This window comes from Citrobacter sp. NCU1, from assembly GCF_010231475.1.
Taxonomy (GTDB): domain Bacteria; phylum Pseudomonadota; class Gammaproteobacteria; order Enterobacterales; family Enterobacteriaceae; genus Citrobacter_D.
The window spans coordinates 1-17248 of record NZ_NRDO01000018.1; the positions used below are offsets into that span (position 1 = coordinate 1).

Annotated in this window: 16 protein-coding genes and 1 pseudogene; 7 read left to right on the forward strand and 10 right to left on the reverse strand. The window is 51.5% G+C overall.

All coding sequences use genetic code 11. The features are described 5' to 3' along the window. Positions 1-203: 203 nt before the first annotated feature. Entirely contained in the window at positions 204-800 is a 597-nt protein-coding gene (gene wrbA / locus CJP72_RS07475; RefSeq protein WP_162380251.1) for an NAD(P)H:quinone oxidoreductase, read from the forward strand. 20 nt (positions 801-820) lie between these two features. Next, positions 821-1048 (forward strand): YccJ family protein, encoded by a 228-nt coding sequence (locus CJP72_RS07480; RefSeq protein ID WP_162380252.1) that lies wholly within the window; start codon positions 821-823, stop codon positions 1046-1048. 36 nt (positions 1049-1084) lie between these two features. Here CJP72_RS07480 and agp read toward each other — a convergent pair whose 3' ends face one another. From agp to CJP72_RS07515, 7 genes are all read right to left on the reverse strand, one after another. Then, positions 1085-2326: a bifunctional glucose-1-phosphatase/inositol phosphatase gene (agp, locus tag CJP72_RS07485; RefSeq protein ID WP_162380253.1), complete on the reverse strand. Its 1242-nt coding sequence runs from the start codon at positions 2324-2326 to the stop codon at positions 1085-1087. An 87-nt stretch (positions 2327-2413) separates the two neighbouring features. Next, positions 2414-3124 carry an ArsR/SmtB family transcription factor gene (locus CJP72_RS07490; protein WP_162380254.1) on the reverse strand — a complete coding sequence of 237 codons (711 nt, stop codon included), beginning with the start codon at positions 3122-3124 and terminating at the stop codon, positions 2414-2416. 169 nt (positions 3125-3293) lie between these two features. Next, positions 3294-4049, reverse strand: a complete 756-nt coding sequence (locus tag CJP72_RS07495; RefSeq protein WP_162380255.1) for a sulfite exporter TauE/SafE family protein — start codon at positions 4047-4049, stop codon at positions 3294-3296. Between the two features lie 158 nt (positions 4050-4207). Then, positions 4208-4714 (reverse strand): protein disulfide oxidoreductase, encoded by a 507-nt coding sequence (locus CJP72_RS07500; RefSeq protein WP_162380256.1) that lies wholly within the window; start codon positions 4712-4714, stop codon positions 4208-4210. Then, on the reverse strand, positions 4704-5327 hold the full coding sequence (locus CJP72_RS07505) for a DsbA family protein (RefSeq protein WP_162380257.1): 624 nt from the start codon (positions 5325-5327) through the stop codon (positions 4704-4706). The genes CJP72_RS07500 and CJP72_RS07505 overlap by 11 nt, the downstream gene beginning before the upstream one ends. Further along, positions 5324-7210, reverse strand: a complete 1887-nt coding sequence (locus tag CJP72_RS07510; protein ID WP_162380258.1) for a protein-disulfide reductase DsbD family protein — start codon at positions 7208-7210, stop codon at positions 5324-5326. The genes CJP72_RS07505 and CJP72_RS07510 overlap by 4 nt, the downstream gene beginning before the upstream one ends. 48 nt (positions 7211-7258) lie before the next feature. Beyond that, the gene (locus CJP72_RS07515) at positions 7259-7624 is read right to left on the reverse strand and encodes a copper resistance protein (protein ID WP_162380259.1); all 366 of its coding nucleotides are present in this window, start codon (positions 7622-7624) and stop codon (positions 7259-7261) included. Between the two features lie 256 nt (positions 7625-7880). Here CJP72_RS07515 and cbpA point away from each other — a divergent pair, with 256 nt between their 5' ends. The 5 genes from cbpA to CJP72_RS07540 all read left to right on the forward strand — a co-directional run bounded on the left by cbpA (position 7881) and on the right by CJP72_RS07540 (position 13482). Beyond that, positions 7881-8801, forward strand: a complete 921-nt coding sequence (gene cbpA, locus CJP72_RS07520) for a curved DNA-binding protein (protein ID WP_162380260.1) — start codon at positions 7881-7883, stop codon at positions 8799-8801. Further along, positions 8801-9106: a chaperone modulator CbpM gene (gene cbpM / locus CJP72_RS07525; RefSeq protein WP_162380261.1), complete on the forward strand. Its 306-nt coding sequence runs from the start codon at positions 8801-8803 to the stop codon at positions 9104-9106. Before cbpA ends, cbpM begins: the two co-directional genes overlap by 1 nt. A gap of 224 nt (positions 9107-9330) precedes the next feature. Continuing rightward, on the forward strand, positions 9331-10428 hold the full coding sequence (locus CJP72_RS07530; RefSeq protein ID WP_162380262.1) for a 4Fe-4S binding protein: 1098 nt from the start codon (positions 9331-9333) through the stop codon (positions 10426-10428). A 135-nt stretch (positions 10429-10563) separates the two neighbouring features. Beyond that, the gene (gene dgcJ / locus CJP72_RS07535; protein ID WP_238340018.1) at positions 10564-12093 is read left to right on the forward strand and encodes a diguanylate cyclase DgcJ; all 1530 of its coding nucleotides are present in this window, start codon (positions 10564-10566) and stop codon (positions 12091-12093) included. 285 nt (positions 12094-12378) lie between these two features. Next, entirely contained in the window at positions 12379-13482 is a 1104-nt protein-coding gene (locus CJP72_RS07540) for an IS4 family transposase (protein ID WP_162380264.1), read from the forward strand. 7 nt (positions 13483-13489) lie between these two features. On the opposite strand, the pseudogene CJP72_RS07545 reads toward CJP72_RS07540, so the two are convergent. From CJP72_RS07545 to nac, 3 genes and pseudogenes are all read right to left on the reverse strand, one after another. Then, positions 13490-14701 (reverse strand): annotated as a pseudogene (locus tag CJP72_RS07545) (IS256 family transposase). A gap of 217 nt (positions 14702-14918) precedes the next feature. Further along, on the reverse strand, positions 14919-15869 hold the full coding sequence (gene cbl / locus CJP72_RS07550; protein ID WP_162380265.1) for an HTH-type transcriptional regulator Cbl: 951 nt from the start codon (positions 15867-15869) through the stop codon (positions 14919-14921). Positions 15870-15971: 102 nt separating this feature from the next. Further along, positions 15972-16889, reverse strand: coding sequence for a nitrogen assimilation transcriptional regulator NAC (nac, locus tag CJP72_RS07555; protein ID WP_162380266.1), 918 nt, complete (start codon positions 16887-16889; stop codon positions 15972-15974). Positions 16890-17248: the final 359 nt, after the last annotated feature.

Genomic DNA, 17248 nt, shown 5'->3' on the forward strand with positions numbered 1-17248 from the left:
CTCTCCGAAATCAATAAGCCTTTCTTATGACTAAAAAAAGTCACCTGGTTAAAAATGTATCATTTTGCGTCAAAGGAAATTTGTATGAATATTGTTATAAATCAAAAGAATGGTTGTGAAATTTGCACTCTCCTCAGTACGTCATATCTTTAATGGAGGTAGCGAATCGCTACGGAGACGATAAAACCGAGGAGTAGTGCAAAATGGCAAAAGTTCTGGTGCTTTATTATTCCATGTACGGACACATCGAAACCATGGCGCATGCAGTGGCCGAGGGGGCAAGCAAGGTACAAGGCGCTGAGGTTGTCGTTAAGCGCGTCCCAGAAACGATGCAACCAGACATCTTCGCAAAAGCCGGCGGTAAAACGCAAAACGCCCCCGTTGCAACCCCACAAGAGCTGCCAGAATACGACGCAATTATTTTTGGCACCCCCACGCGTTTTGGCAATATGTCCGGTCAAATGCGTACCTTCCTGGACCAAACCGGTGGGCTGTGGGCTTCCGGCGCGCTGTACGGCAAACTCGCCAGTGTCTTTAGTTCAACCGGAACCGGCGGCGGTCAGGAGCAAACCATTACATCAACCTGGACCACCCTGGCGCATCACGGAATGGTGATTGTGCCTATCGGGTATGCCGCACAGGAATTGTTTGACGTTTCACAGGTTCGTGGAGGCACGCCATATGGCGCAACCACGATTGCAGGCGGTGACGGCTCACGACAGCCAAGCCAGGAGGAACTATCCATTGCGCGCTACCAGGGCGAATATGTCGCGGGCCTGGCAGTAAAACTTAACGGCTAATCTTCAACAGGAGGATTCGAATGCCAACTCAAGAAGCGAAAGCTCATCGCGTCGGCGAATGGGCAAGTCTGCGTAATACGTCACCAGAAATAGCCGAGGCCATTTTTGAAGTCGCCCAGTACGACGAGAAACTGGCGGAAAAGATTTGGGAAGAAGGCAGCGATGAAGTGTTGATCAAAGCCTTTAACAAAACAGATAAAGATTCGCTCTATTGGGGCGAGCAAACCATCGATCGTAAAAACGTGTAGCGTTAACTCCCCCGTTCTCACGGGGGAGCCTTTCATTTAGTTTGCCGCCTCGTTCAGCACACGATCAAACTTGTCGATCGGACAGAATCCATTTGAATCTATCGGACAGCCTTTAAGCTCCAGTGTCACACGCTGCGCCGGTGATTTTAGCGTCAGAACCTCTGCGTTACGCAACTGTTGTGAGCTCTGGTACACATACTCAATTTTCATCAAATCGCGATTGGTTTTGCTGTCATGCCAGCGCTGGAACACGATCTTACCGCCAATCGGCGTACGCTCATTTTGGTTATGTAACTGATACGGTGTGAAATCCAGCGCAGTCAACAGTGACGCAATGTTTGAGTCATGGCCGACCAGGACGGTGATTTTCGGCGCGCTGCTGCGCTCACTCACCAGCGCTTTATCAATATATTTCACCAGCGGTTGGGCCACATTCCGCGCCACCTCGGCGGAGGTAAACAGGCTATCCTGATAACCGTTCTTCAATTTTGACAGCACTTTCCATTGTTGATCGGTTTTAATCTCACCCCACGCCACGTTTTCCATCGGGAACCCTTCGTAATACTGCAGCGTAAAGGCATCGACCAGTGAGTTCCCCACTTTCAATGGACCTGAAACGCCGGGTTCTTGTTGGTATTTCGCGCTAAAGTTGTCTTTGGCATCAATCAGCGAGCATTGCTGTTTTTCTTTGCAGGATGGCGAGTCTTTGTAGTTTGTCATCTGCTCCAGCAACTGATAGCTCTCATTAAGATGCATCTGGCTGCGCTCTTTTTCCATCGCGAGAACCGCCTTCTGACTAAACGCAGCGGAATCATCAGTGATCACCGGGTTAAACGTCGGGTCCATGGTGCCCATTTTTTCCTGATGGTGTACAGGAATGTCGCAGCCAGGGAATGCCCCAGTAATAAAGAACTGTGCCGTTGCCACCGTGCGTTGCAAACTGTTGGCATAGGTGTAGACCGCCTCCGGTGCCGGGCATTCGCCTGACTTCACCATCCCCTGTTCTGCCAGCCACTCGCGCATATAGTGGCCCATATACACTTCCAGAATCCCGCCTTTGGTGGTGAGTTGACCGCCAGGGACATCCCATTCAGGCCACTTATTTGGCGTAGATTGTTCAAGAACGCTGCCATTATTAGCCAACGGCGCGCGCAGGTTATGGCGGCTCATCATTAACACTTGTTGCAGTTGATACCCTTCCGGCGTGTTCTGCGCCTGTGCGAGACCAGACACCAATAAAACCCCAGCCACACTTGTCGCGAGTAACGATTTTTTCATCCCTACAACCTCTTGTTGTTATCAAGTTTTTCTAAGTGTGACAGGAATATGACATTTTTCCGGGAACGCATTCGCAAAACGGAAGATTTACCGCAACGCGGTAATGCCAAAGTGAAGCTGAAGTTTGCGGATACCGAGTGGCGTAAAGGTGACCTGGCGGCTGCCGGCCGTGGTGGTTATCCAGCGTTGTTGCCCGAACCAGGTCAACAAGGCGGCACCCAGTATGCCCCCGGTATGGTAACGTCGCTCACTCCAGTCCAGGCAGCCGCAGCTTAACTTTCTACGCGAGGCTCCCGCGTCAATCTCAATCCCCAACGCTGCGAGCTTTTCCTGTCCCAGCGGCGTTAACGCATCACCTTGTGCTGTTACCCATTGCCGGGAGATCAGGGTGTCATAAAGCATGACGGCGATTTCTCCGGCGAGGTGGTCATAGCAGGTACGCGCCCGGCGTAAACTGAGTGGCGTGGTAATTTTAGGTGTCGCGGATGACGCCCACGCCACCCCCATTAACCGTTCCAGTAATTGCGCAATCTCGCTGCTTGCCAGACGAAAATAGCGATGTCGCCCCTGCGCCAGCGAGATAACAAATTGTTGCTCACATAAGCGCGCCAAATGCGCGCTGGCGGTGGATGCCGAAACATCCGCCACTGCACTGAGTTCCGTCGCCGTCCACGCGCGCCCATCCATTAAGGCGCTCAGCATGCGTGAGCGCGATTTATCCGCCATCACCGCCGCGGTCAGCGCCATCCTTGATTCGAGTTCGTACTCCTCTTCATTTTCTGAAATTAATGACGCCATACGCCCCTCTTTAATCCTGACACTGTTAGTTTAAGACCGGGATACACGGGGCGGGAACCCAAACCCGGTGTTTCCCCTCATTCATTGGCTTCAGTGAACGGTGTTACTTTTTCATCCGGATAATCTGCATTGACCCTGGCACGGAATCCCCACAAAGTCACGGTGGCGCTTACACCGCCCGGACGATCATCTCAATACCCAGCCCCATCAGGCAGAGTAAAAAGCATCGCCTGAACAGCAACGGTGAAATCACCCGACGAACACGGGTGCCGATCCACTGCCCGACAAGCGCGGGAATAATGGCGAATGCCGACAAGGTGACAGACTGAACCGGCAACGCACCGTGCCACCACAATCCGAGCGCTAATGCCAGCGTCGAGAAGGTGAAAGAGATGCCTAACGCCTGTACCAGTTCCTCTTTCTCAAAACCGAGGGACTGGAGCCATGGCACTGCGGGCATCACGAAAACACCGGTGCCGCCGGTCAGCACCCCCGTCACCATGCCTACCATCATGGAGACCGGTTTTTCACGTTGTGGATCGACCCGGATGCGTTTCCCGGCCAGCGTCCAGAGCGCGTAAAGAATCAGCGCGACGCCAAGCGCAAACTGAGTGCGCCGGGTGTCGCCACCGGCAATCCAGACGCTGGCAAGCAATGTGGCGACGACGACCATCGAAAGCATCGGCCAGAGACGTTTCAGCAATGTCCGGGTATTGCCGCCACCACCGAATTGAAACAGATTGCTGATCAGTGAAGGTAACAGCAGCATCGCGGCGGCGGCGACGGGTGAGACCAGCGCCCCCAGAATCCCCATCGCCACGGTGGGTAACCCCATACCGGTGACACCTTTCACCATCCCCGCCAGTACAAACGTGGCGGTAATCATCAACATCAGGTAAAGCCCGGACTCCCCAAATACGACCATACGTTGTCCTCCAGAAAAAGCCGATACGCGATGTTGCCCGCCATGCTCAAGGCTTGCTTCGTTGAGGAGCGAAATATGGATACCATGAATGTATAGGGTGAAATGTGGGCTTGATATGTGGCATACATGGAAAAATGCCGGGTTTCCCCGGCACGGTTTCAGAAAGTGTTAGCCCACCATAGTCGTAATCTCATCCCCCAGTAGCTGGTCCAGCCGCTGGTGGTCGACACCACCTCTCCTTTTGACACGATCACCAGTGTCGGCGTTACGCTGATTTCCCAGCGTCGGGATATCTCACCGCTTGCATCATTGATAACAGGAAACGTGACATTTTTGCGCGCCAGCCAGCGGGAGACATCAGCCTCACTGCCAGAACGCAGCGCAATGGTCATCACGTTTCCCCCTTCCCGCTGAAGCCGCGCGACATCCGGGGTCGTAAAACGACAAATGCTGCACCAGCTGGCCCAAAAATAGAGCAAGACCGGTTTCTCTGCGCTGAGTTTCGCCAGGGTGACGGTTTCTCCGTCCACCGTTTGCAGCGGCGTACTGTCAAAAGAGGACGGAAGCTGTGGCGCACGCCAGGCATCGACCAGCACCGAAACAACGACCAGCAGCACCAGTAAGATAAGCCCTTCGCGCAACCCGCGCCGTAACTTACTGACCATTGGCCGCCGCCAGTTTCTCTTTGACGACCTCTTCCAGCGTCTCCCAGGACACTGCGCCAGGGATCATTTCATCCCCGATGATGGTCGCAGGCGTTCCCTGAACGCCCACCAGCCGGGCAAGCTGCAGGTTGGTACTCAAGGACTCATTGCTTTTTTCATCCAGCGTCACCGCTGTCGCGCCGGCCTTTTCCTGTGCCTGCGCAATGCTGGCGGCAGTGTGATATCCCCGTTTCTGTATCAGTTTTTCATGCAGCGCCTGGAACTGTGCAGGATGTTCGCGCCAGGTCGTCAGTGCTGTACGCGCCGACAGAACCGAGCTTTCTCCCTTAAAGGGCAACGGCTTAATCACCACGGCGACCTGGGGGTATTTCTGCACGATCTTTTCCAGCATCGGATCAAGCTGTTTGCAGTAAGGACAGTTGTAGTCCGTAAAGTTGATAAGCGTCAGCGTCGCCTTTTTCGCGCCAATGCGCGGGCTGGCAGGATCGTTAAATAACGCTTCCTGAATCAACGCTTCGATCTGTTTTTCTTGCTCTGGCGTAAACGGTGCCGCTTCTTTCGCCATACTCAAACCAGAAAACACGGTGAAGAGCAAAATAATCAGGTATTTCATGGCATAACTCCTTTTGCGTTTTCCAGCGTTTGTAGGAACATGTCCTGAGTGAGTAAGGTGGGTAGCGCCTGACCTTCGGGTATTCCGGGGCCATAAATTTGGTTAAAAGGCACGGCGACGCGGCCACGTTTTTTGAGAAAATCAGACAACGCGGCGGAAGGCAGCGTCCAGTCGCCGCGCAGGGCGACAACATCCGGCTGTTGCAGCGCCTCCTGTACTGCTTCCTTCTGCAATACGTTGTATTTATTGACCTTACAGGTGATACACCAGTCTGCGGTGACGTCGATAAACACCCGTTTGTTTTGCGCCAGCGCCTGTTGAATAGCCCGTTCGCTCAGGGGTTGCCAGACCACGCGTTCCTGGGTTGGGGTATGAGTGGCGAATCCAAAGTGCGGCAGCAGAAGCGTTGCCAGCCAGATGGCGGATCCCAGCATCATCAACCCAAGCAGGCGTCGTAGTCCGTTCATCCAGCGACCGGGGCGTGGCAGACTCAGCGCCAGACCTGGACGCAACGCGACCATCAGCCACGGCAGGCTCATCCCCACTCCCAGTGCGAGAAACAGTCCCCACAGCGTCGGAAGCGGCGCGGTCAACGCCACCGCCACGGCGGTACCGAGGAACGGTGCGCTACACGGTGTCGCCAGCAGGGTGGCAAATGCTCCCTGCCAGAAATGACCGGACATCCCGTTCCCACCCTGGGTCGCCAGTCGCGTTGTCAGTGCCGAAGGAAGCCGGAATTCAAACAGCCCAAACAGGCTGGCGCTGAAGACCAACATCACCACGACCATGACGCCAATAAACCACGGATTCTGGAACTGAATGCCCCAGCCGAGCGCCTGATTTGTCAACCGCAGCACGCTCATCAGCAACGCCAGCGCCATAAAGGAGGCGATGATCCCCGCCACCGACGCGAGGAATTGCCGCCGTACCTGTTGGCGGTTTTTCTCCTCCACCCGCAATACGGCGCCGAGTTTCATCCCCAGGACAGGCAGTACGCAGGGCATCAAATTGAGAATAAATCCCCCGAGTAACGCCATCAGAACCACTTGCCAGAGCGGCAAGGCGGCGCTTTCTGCCAATGGCGCAGGGGCGGCCCCCACGGAGAGCGTGCTCTCCTGCGCAATCCCCTCATTGACCAATACCAGCGTGACCCTCTTACCGCGCAGATCCGGTGCCCCCTCTCCCCAGCTATCGCGGACAGGGATCGTTGCCTGTAATGTCGTCCCCGCAATATGGAATTGCGGTTTACCGATTTCCGCGTCATCGACAGTATCGAAATACAACCCAGGGGTTGACCAGCCTCCCGCCCGCACGGCTTCAACCACCAGTTCCCCGGCGCGCGCGCCAACGGTAATGGAACCGGTCAGTCCCTGAGACAGGGGGACTCGCCCCATCGCCTGCGCAAAGTCATGGGCAAAGGTCGTGTCCTGGTGGGACGGCGAAACGGAAAACGCATAGTCGGTCAGCAGACAGACGTTGCTGCACGTTGAGAGCGTCAGGATGCCCGCGATGTTCTCCGGCGCGTTTCCCCGAATCACCAGCGGGAAGCTGACCTGGTCGTGATACCCCTGGGTGGTCAGACTCGCCACCTCAAAACGCGAAGGCGTTGGCCAGAACCAATCAACGGCAGGCATCTCGCCCTTCCAGGTAATCGCAGGGGCAACCCCTCCCTCCCCAGGCGAGCGCCAGTAGGTCTTCCAGCCGTTTTCCAGCTTTACCTCCAGCAACAGCCGGGTTTCACCCTGCGCGGTAGTATCGGCACGCAGTTGCACACTGGCATGGTCATTCTCTGGCGAGCGCAGCCAGCCGTTGTCTGCCGCCCAGGATACAGGCAGCCATAGCAAGAACAGACAGAACAGCATCTGCCTGAAAATCAGAATCATATTTTTTCTCCGTGAATAATTAACTAACCGTGAGCGCTGGCCGGTCTGTCATTCACGAAAAACACAAAAACGGAGATGAACTCTGAGTGTAGGGGGCGAGATGGCTCGCGGAGGGAAAAACGGCAGGCGAACAACCCGCAGCGGTGCCAGCAGGGCAAGTAACAAGCAAAGGGCAAGAATCGCCCCTTCGAACATCACCGGCGGCGATGCCAACAGTGACTTAGCGCTCAGTTCGCAGGGGGTGACTGACGACGTCGCCTCTTCCGACGGCGCATCCGGCTGAACGGCCACGACGGCCGCAGTTGTTTCCATCTGCAACGCGTGCAGGCCCGCCATGCGCTGCGCGGTGCAAATCATCACCACAACACATGCCAGACACAGAAACCACCATCCCATCCGTTGTCGTTTCGCCATGACACCCTCACTGATTGACGCGGATTATCTTAGCCCCTGGGAAGGTTTTGGCAACCTTTAGGCTGTAAAGTTATGTCCACAGCCTGATTTCGCGCCCGCAATACCCTCAGGCGGCCCTGTTTCCATGGGTTTATTTCATTCAGCAAAATGATGTTTTATAGTACGCAGACGCATTTTTCAGGATTACCCTACACTTAACGGTGATGTCTTTTCAGGGGATTTCCTTTGCATGCTGTGATTGACGAGAGAGAACGCTATGGAATTAAAGGATTATTACGCCATTATGGGCGTTAAACCGACGGACGATCTCAAGACTATCAAGACCGCCTATCGCCGACTGGCCCGCAAGTACCATCCTGATGTCAGCAAAGAACCCGATGCCGAAACCCGCTTTAAAGAAATTGCTCAGGCGTGGGAAGTACTCAGCGATGAACAGCGCCGGGCAGAATATGACCAGTTGTGGCAACATCGCAACGATCCGCAATTTAACCACGCATTCCAGCAAGATAAAAAACAGAGTTATAACACTGAAGATTTCGACGATATTTTTTCATCGATTTTTGGTCAGCATGCCCGACAGTCTCGCCAGCGCCCGCCAACCCGGGGGCACGATATCGAGATTGAAGTCGCGGTATTCCTCGAAGAAACCCTGACTGAGCACTCGCGCACCATCAGCTATACCTTGCCGGTGTATAACGCATTTGGCCTTGTGGAGCAGGAAATTCCCAAAACGCTGAACGTAAAAATCCCGGCGGGCGTGGGAAATGGGCAACGTATTCGTCTCAAAGGCCAGGGAACGCCAGGCGAAAACGGTGGACCCAATGGTGACCTGTGGCTGGTTATCCATATTGCACCGCATCCTCTGTTTGACATCGTCAATCAGGATCTGGAGATCGTCCTGCCGCTGGCACCGTGGGAGGCCGCACTGGGGGCCAAAGTCACCGTGCCGACGTTAAAGGAGAGCATTATGCTGACGATCCCACCGGGTAGCCAGGCCGGACAGCGATTGCGCATTAAAGGCAAAGGCCTGGTGAGCAAAAAGCATACGGGTGACCTGTATGCGGTAATTAAGATTGTGATGCCGCCAAAACCGGACGCCGCCACAGCAGCCCTCTGGCAACAACTGGCGGAGACACAAACATCCTTTGAGCCGCGCAAAGAGTGGGGGAAAAGATAATGGCGAATGTCACCGTCACCTTTACCATCACCGAATTTTGTCTACATACCGGTGTATCAGAAGAAGAACTTAACGAAATTGTCGGTCTGGGCGTTATTGAACCTTATGAGCGCAAAGCGTTCCCCTGGCAATTCGACGATCATGCCGCCGCTGTTGTGCGACGTGCCTTGCGGTTGCGCCACGAATTGGCGCTGGACTGGCCAGGCATTGCCGTTGCACTCACACTGCTGGAAGAGAATGCCCAGTTAAGAGAAGAAAATCGATTACTGCGCCAGAGACTTTCGCGCTTTATTACACATCCGTAACCCACGGATGCCAGTAATAAACAGGGGGCATTAAATTGCCCCCTGTTTATTTGTCAAAAATAAATAATCGCCCCCCGAAATATAACACTTTATAGGTACGGCGAGCGCGATACGTTATTTCCCCGCGCCGCAAACCATTATCAGGATATAAATCAATTTTCGCATTTGGGATCCGCCGTAGCATAGTCGCATTATGGATGCACGTTCTGGAAAAGTGGGCGGTCATGAGCGAAACGATGAGAAAACGCTGGCAACGCCGTCTGGGAACAACAGGCGGGAAATTACCCTGGAATGACTGGCGAAATGCCCTAACCTGGCGCAGGGCCACACAATATCTGCTGCTGGCCATCAATATTTATATTGGCGTCAGTTTCTATTTTTGGGTTCGTTTTTATGAAACGGGCGGCGCCAGCGTATTTATTCCCAGACCTGGAGGTATTGAAGGATGGTTGCCTATCGCCGGGCTGATGAACGCCAGATATGCCGTTGAAACCGGTTTTCTCCCCCCTATTCACGCGGCTTCCATGCTACTGCTGACAGCATTCATACTCATAAGCTTGCTGCTTAAAAAAGCATTCTGCTCCTGGCTGTGTCCTGTGGGCACGCTCTCTGAGTTGCTTAGCCGTCTGGGGATGAAATGCGTAGGGCGACATTTTACGCTCCCTCGCTGGTTGGATATGCCATTACGTGGTCTGAAATATGTGCTGTTAAGTTTTTTTCTATATATTGCACTTTCAATGTCGGCGCAGGGAATTCAGCTCTTTCTCATGTCGCCCTACGGAATCATTATCGACGTTAAAATGCTCAATTTTTTCCGTCACATCGGTACGGCAACACTTGTCTGTGTGATTATTTTCTCCCTCGCCAGTTTGTTTATACGTAATGTCTGGTGTCGGTATTTGTGCCCCTACGGTGCCTTACTTGGCCTTTTATCTCTGTTTTCACCGTTTAAAATCCGCCGTAATGCAGACAGCTGTATTGATTGTGGAAAATGCGCTAAAAATTGTCCATCCCAAATACCGGTGGACAAATTAATCCAGGTGAGAACGCTGGAATGTACTGCCTGTATGACATGTGTTGAATCCTGCCCGGTCGCGTCGACACTGGTTTTTTCACTACGCGCCCCCTCCGGAACGCAGTGCATTCCACATCAAAAAACGCGGTGGCAACGCGGTCTTTCAGGGGTCACCATGACCGTACTGGTGCTGGGGATCGTCTTTACTGCAGTCGGTATCGCCATGTTGGCCGGTGTCTGGGAAAGTCCCGTTCCCGAACATCTCTATTTTCGGCTCATTCCACAAGCCAACATGATTGGACATTAATTGAACGCCCTCTCCGTGTGCCAGGATAAAACATAACCCCTGTAACAGGGGTTATGCTCACTGGCGGGAGTTTTAGGGTTAGTAATGCTATACTTGAGAATACTCGCAAGTGGTTTAAAAAAGGAAGTTACCAACTTGTCTTCAAATAAATATATCAGCGCAGTTATTATCATTGTTGTCTGTACGACATCGATTTTTCTTGCTCTCTTCGCTCATGAATACCGTAGCCTTCAACGCTACATGGGATATATTGCTGAAAACGGAAAGTCGGCTTTATTTCATGAAGAGTTCATTAACCAGAATATTGCATTTCGGCTATCGAGAGCATTTTCATCTGCAACCTCTCAGTCAGCAAATAAAACGGATGAGATGGCTGATGTATGCAAACATGTCGAATCTGAGAATACGATTTTTGGTTTAAATCTGGTGGGTAAAACGCTGCCCACTTTAAAGGGGACGCTGCAAACTCACAATCCTTCATGTGCACAGTGGGGTCAGGATGTCTTTGCACTGCCCATCATTCAAAATGCAGACACGATAGTTTCGTCGCAGTACAGTTTTTCGAACTACAACGGATATGTGTTCAAAAACATGCGATACTACATTGATTTTGCATATAATTATATTTACATCAATCAGTTGGTTGATACGCGTCACTACAAGTTCAGTAACTGGCTGGTTGCCGATGATGACAGCATCAATATTGTTCGTAGCGCCCACACCATCAATATTGACGCCACGGCATTAAATGACCTGATGCATGGGGAAAACATCGTTTCACATATCTATCATGATGGTTATACAAAGAAAAATATCATCAGTATGCTTACCCCTGTGTTCCGTCACAATATCGTGAAAGGAATATTGATTACCGATATCAACATTAATGATCTGGCAACATCGTTCCAAACTCTTGATCGCCCTTTGCTGTGGAAATTTTTATCTCTTTATGTCACTGACAATACCACCCGAGACAATATCATTTTCCACAATCCGTATATTAAAACGACAGAGGTAATTAATTACGAAGCGCCGATAACGCAATATTACACTCTGCACATTAAGCTTGATGCTCTTTATCTTATCATCAGCAATATGTGGTTAGTCGTGCTTTACGTATTCAGTACCTGGCTGCTCTGTCGTTACGCTAAACAACAGTTTATACGTCATATGTCACTGTCTCATGACAATGTCACCGATGCGATGACCGGTCTCTACAATCGAAAAGTAATGAATGCCAGTCTTGAGCAAAAAATCCGAACTCTGCTCCAGAAGAAAATCGCCGTCACGGTCATTTCGATCGACAGCGATGGGTTGAAAAAAATCAACGACACGCTGGGACACCATATGGGCGATAAAGCCATTCAATCTCTGGGCATGGCAATAGCCCAATCCATTCGTAAAAGTGACTACGGTATACGACTGGGCGGAGACGAATTCAGCCTGATTTTGATCGATTATACGTTGGCGAAGTCGTGGGATGTCATTGCCCGAATCCAGGAAAATCTGAGCACACTGGATGAAGAAAAACTCGTGGCCTTCTCCTATGGCTGCTATCAACTACACCCTGATGACACGCTGGAAACCGCACTGTTAAAAGCGGACGATTTGCTGTATCAGCATAAACGGAATAAATACGGCATTCAGGAGCCGGGTACGATTTGAGAGCGCGATAATGGCGACTCTGTTGTGATGAAATGAGTCATTGGTCAAACGATCACAGGATCTGAGTTCCAGGGCGGCGCATCTGCATCGCCGCCCGGAGGGTTCAGAGGAGATTACCTATTTGGTTGATCGCGAGAGCCTGTCAGTAATTCTGTGTAACTGCCACCACGTTAAAGGTGATCGCCCAGGCGCTGAGGAATCCCCAGTAATGGGCGGGTAAAAAAAGACAGGCATAGAGTTTTGTGATCTACTGATTTGTGCAACCAATTCAATGAGATCACCTCTATGCCTGCTCGCCAGGTATGTCAGAATTTTTTCCGCGGTGCTTTAGCACCCTTTCAGAAATACCGACAAAATGCTTTGTTGGATGCCACTATCGCACTTATCAACGGCGCATCACTGACGCTAACCAGTATCGGACGTTATTTACCCGGCGCTGCTCAGGTCAAAAATAAAATCAAACGTGTTGATCGTCTGCTCGGTAATGAGTCTCTTCATCACGACATCCCCCTGATTTTCAGAAATATTATTTCCATGCTGACGAACCAGCTATCACTGTGCCTCATCGCCGTTGACTGGAGTGGATATCCCTCTCAGGAGTATCACGTACTCCGCGCCAGCCTGATTTGCGATGGACGTTCAATACCCTTACTGAGCTGGATAGTTCCTTCGGAAAAACAGCAAAACGCAAAGTTACAGCAAGCTTTTCTTAATACCCTTTTCGAGGCGGTAAACCCAAAAGCAAGGGTCATCATCGTCACGGACGCAGGGTTCCAGAATGACTGGTTCCGGCGTCAGGAATTGCAGGCCTGTAGTAAACCGGAATATCTGGGGCCGGGAACGCTTGCCCGATCAAAATATACCCGATGCGATGGTCATTTTTATTTGCATAAAAAAGAGCCGAAAGGACGCAAAAATAAACGCTCTCGTTGTGGTATAGCCAGACCATCACAGATAAAAGATGCCAGCTCGGCGGCAAAAGAACCGTGGTTAATATTCAGTAGCACAGATGACTTTAAGCCGCGAGAAATCATGAAGTTATACAGCCGCCGAATGCAGATTGAGCAAAACTTCAGGGATGAAAAAAGTGAGCGTTTTGGGTTCGGCCTGCGTGCCAGTTACAGCCGTTCGGCAGGAAGAGTGCTGGTACTGAGCCTGCTGGCAACACTGAGCACAATAGTGCTGTGGCTTATTGGCTATCACGCTGAAAATCAAGGGTTACATCTTAGATATCAGGCCAACAGCATTAAAACGCGGCGGGTAATCTCGTATCTGACGTTAGCGGAGAATGTCTTACGACACTCCCCGCTAATTTTAAAACGAACGGTGCTAAGCACCATTCTTAATCACCTCGCCAGAACCTACCAGAATATGGTGTTGGTTTATTAGCGCTGATTTATGGGGATCCCTCAGCGCTCAGGCGGTCATCGAACTCGATAATAAAACGACTCATCGCCTGCCGCCAGTTCTGGATCGGCATACTCCACTTTTTCGAGGCCGACTGGATTGCCAGATAAATTACCTTTCGCACTGAGTCATCTGTCGGGAACACTTTGCGTTTCTTAATCGCGGCACGGATTACGCTGTTCAGCGATTCTATTGCATTCGTCGTGTAGATAGCTTTTCGAATGACAGGCGGATAGCCGAAGAACGTGTTGAGGTTTTCCCAGTGGGTACGCCAGCTTTTGCTGATTTCGGATAGTTGTCATCCCATTCTTCCACGAACGCATCCAGCGCCATCAGCGTAGCAGCTTCTGTCGGTGCCCGGTAAACTGCTTTCAGTCTGCCTGTGACCGCTTTGTCGTCCTTCCGCGCCACGTATTTCAGGCTGTTACGCACCATATGGATGATACACAACTGAATATGTATTTGCGGATAAACGCTGTTTATCGCATCCGGGAAGGCTTTCAGGCTGTCCACGCAGGCAATCAATATATCCTTAAGGCCGCGATTTTTAAGCTCCGTCAGCACATTCAGCCAGAACTTTGCGCCTTCGTTTTCAGCCAGCCACATCCCCAGTAATTCTTTCCGGCCTTCGATGTTGATGCCCAGAGCCAGGAACACCGCTTTGTTTATCACACTGCCGTTGTGGCGAACTCTCACCACGATAAATTCCATATAAACAATAGGATAGAGTGCATCCAGTTGCCGGTTTTGCCATTCAGAAACCTGCCCTTAACGGCGTCCGTGACTTTCGAAATCAGCGTGTGTGACACATCGGCATCGTACATCTCTTTGAACGTGTCGACGATTTCACGGGGGTCATGCCTTTGGCGTACAGCGATAAAATCTGGCTGTCCATCCGCGTGATACGGGTTTGACTCTTCTTAATCAGCTGAGGCTCAAAGGTGTTTTCACGGTCACGCGGTGTGTTCAGCTCGATTTCGCCGTCGTCGCACAGCAGCGTCTTTGAAGAGTAACCGTTGCGGGTATTCGTGCCGGTTTTCGGGGCATTTTTCACGTGCCCAAGGTGGTCGGTCAGTTCAGCATTCAGCGCCGTTTCAACATTGAGTTTCGGCAACATACGGGAAAACTGGTTAAGGTCGGATTCAGTTTTGAGACCTTTAGTCAGTTCAGCCGCGAGGGCATTAAGTTTCTTGTCATCCATCATGTGCCTGTCTCCGTAGTCAGGAAGAACATATCAAAAACAGGCAATTACATAATTTTAATTACAGTCTCATGATACTTTTCGGGTTCTACAACCGGGTTTAACGCCGCAGTTATCCCGGCGGCGTCAGCCCAGAGGCCATTGATAGCGGCCTCACTGTGAAGTCAGGAAATGTCCGCAATTGTAGTGTGCAGTCCATCTTAACGGGCTTATGGCTTTATATCTGATAATCGATGACACTCTCACCAGATTCCATCACCTGTTGCTTAATATCCTCAACGGATAGCCCTGCATTGCATAACTCAATGAAACGCCATACATAATTACGCTGTAACTGCCCGCGTTTCAGACCGAGCCAAACGGTGTTGGCATCAAATAAATGTCGGGTATCGAGACGAATCAGCGCTCCCTCCTCCTGCTCACCAGTTGATTGCTCAGCCACCAAACCTATCCCCAGTCCCAACCCCACATAGGTTTTTATCACATCGGAATCCTGAGCGCTCAGGACGATATCAGGAAGTAGCCCTTTGCGGGTAAAAGCCTCATCAATACGGGAACGCCCGGTAATCCCTTGTCTGTACGTGATCAACGGCCAGTGGGCAATAGACTCCAGCGTTAAGGGTAAAGCGTGAACAAGCGGGTGATCGTGAGGAACCAACAGACTGTGAAACCAGCGAAACCAGGGGAATGCGACTAACTGAGGGTCATTGCTTAACCGCTCACTGGCAATCCCTATGTCGGCGCCGCCGCTATGCAACAATCCCTCAATCTCTTGCGGTGTTCCCTGAATTAATTCCAGGCGAACGTCCGGGAACAATTCACGGAAAGCCTTGATGACTTCCGGCAGGCTGTATCGTGCCTGAGTGTGCGTAGTAGCAATTGTTAAAACACCGGAGGTGTCATTGGTAAACAAATCCGCAAGTCGACGGACATTACTGGCTTCATTGAGAATTCGCTCGGCGATCACCAGCAGCGCTTTGCCGGGTTCCGTCATTCCGAGTAGACGTTTACCGCGCCGGATAAAAATCTCAATACCTAGCTCATCTTCAAGCTCACGAATATGTCGACTCACGCCCGACTGAGAGGTATAGAGCATATTGGCGACCTCCGTCAGGTTATAGTCCTGACGGGCCGCCTCGCGGATTATTTTTAGTTGCTGAAAATTCACACTTCGCTCCGGAAACATCAGACATTACGCTATTGTTAATAGTCTGATGCCCTGCATAACAAATAATAAAAACCCGCATCTTATTCCACTGAGGAATAACGCCTAACTCACCAGCAGCAACTCCCGATTCTCCAGGGTTGGATGGCTTACCAGAGACATTAAAATCTCTTTTACCGCCTGAGCCTGAGGTGACAAACTCCCTCTGGCCTGCGTATTCAGCGACAAAGGTAAACTCATCGAGGGTGCCGTAATACGCGCCATCCAGCCATTCGCCGCACTGCTCAGCGCGCTGGCTGCCGACTCAGGCAACACAGTCACGCCCATCCCACTGGCAATTGCCGCCGTTAATGTGGCGATGGATTCAATTTCACCAATCACTTTCACCGTCAGACGACGTAGCGAAAAAGCTTCATCCACACGCAGGCGAATTGCGCTGTAGTCCCGTGGAAGAAACAGATTCATCTCAGCAATCGCCGTCAAATCGACGCTCGGCCCTGGGCAATCGCAGGTTCCCACCAGGAACAGATCTTCCTTGAGTAGAGGCTGGCTGGTGATACTGTCGTTTGGAGAGCACTCATACAACACAGCCATATCCAGTTGGCCTTTGAGCAATTTGTCATTCAGTACCGCGCCGCTATTTTCATGTAAATAGACCAGGACATCGGGTAACTCGGCGCGAACCGCCTGAAGCAGCGGCATAGTTATAGAAGAGGCGGCGGTCCCAGGCGCAAGACCAATAGAAACCTGCCCGCTAAGGGTCAGGCCAGCGTTGTTCACCGCCAAATGGGCTTGTTCGCACTGGCGGAGTATTGTCCGCGCATGCGTGTAGAGAATTTTTCCAGCCTCAGTAGGCGTTACGCCCCGCTTGGTTCGAATCAACAGTTGTTTATCCAGTTCCCCTTCCAGCGTTGCGACCTGCTGGCTAAGTGCAGGTTGCGCGATATGCAGCACTTCAGCAGCCTGAGTCAGGCTACCAATATCGACGATTTTTACGAAGTATTTCAGCCGTCTGAAGTTCATTTTGCCTCCTGTCCGGAACGCCAGCCCTGGTGCTGGCAACCGTGTTACGGAAGGTTTTGCAAGATGCTTGCCAGTTCCTGTCAATTAACGACACGTACTCTAATTTATTGTTAAACAAGACATTATGCCTTTCAGTCAGTCTTATAAACCCAATCGGTTATTTTGTTCTGCTCCATCACAGGTAAAAGTGCACCAGAACAGGGCAAAACGGGAAACAGCCCGAAAGTTCATCACTTTGTTGATTTTGTCGGCAAACGAACGCGAAATCGTATTTCACCCTTTGACAACCCAAACTCGCATCGCTAATATGCGCCTCGTTCACACGATTCCTCTGTAGTTCAGTCGGTAGAACGGCGGAC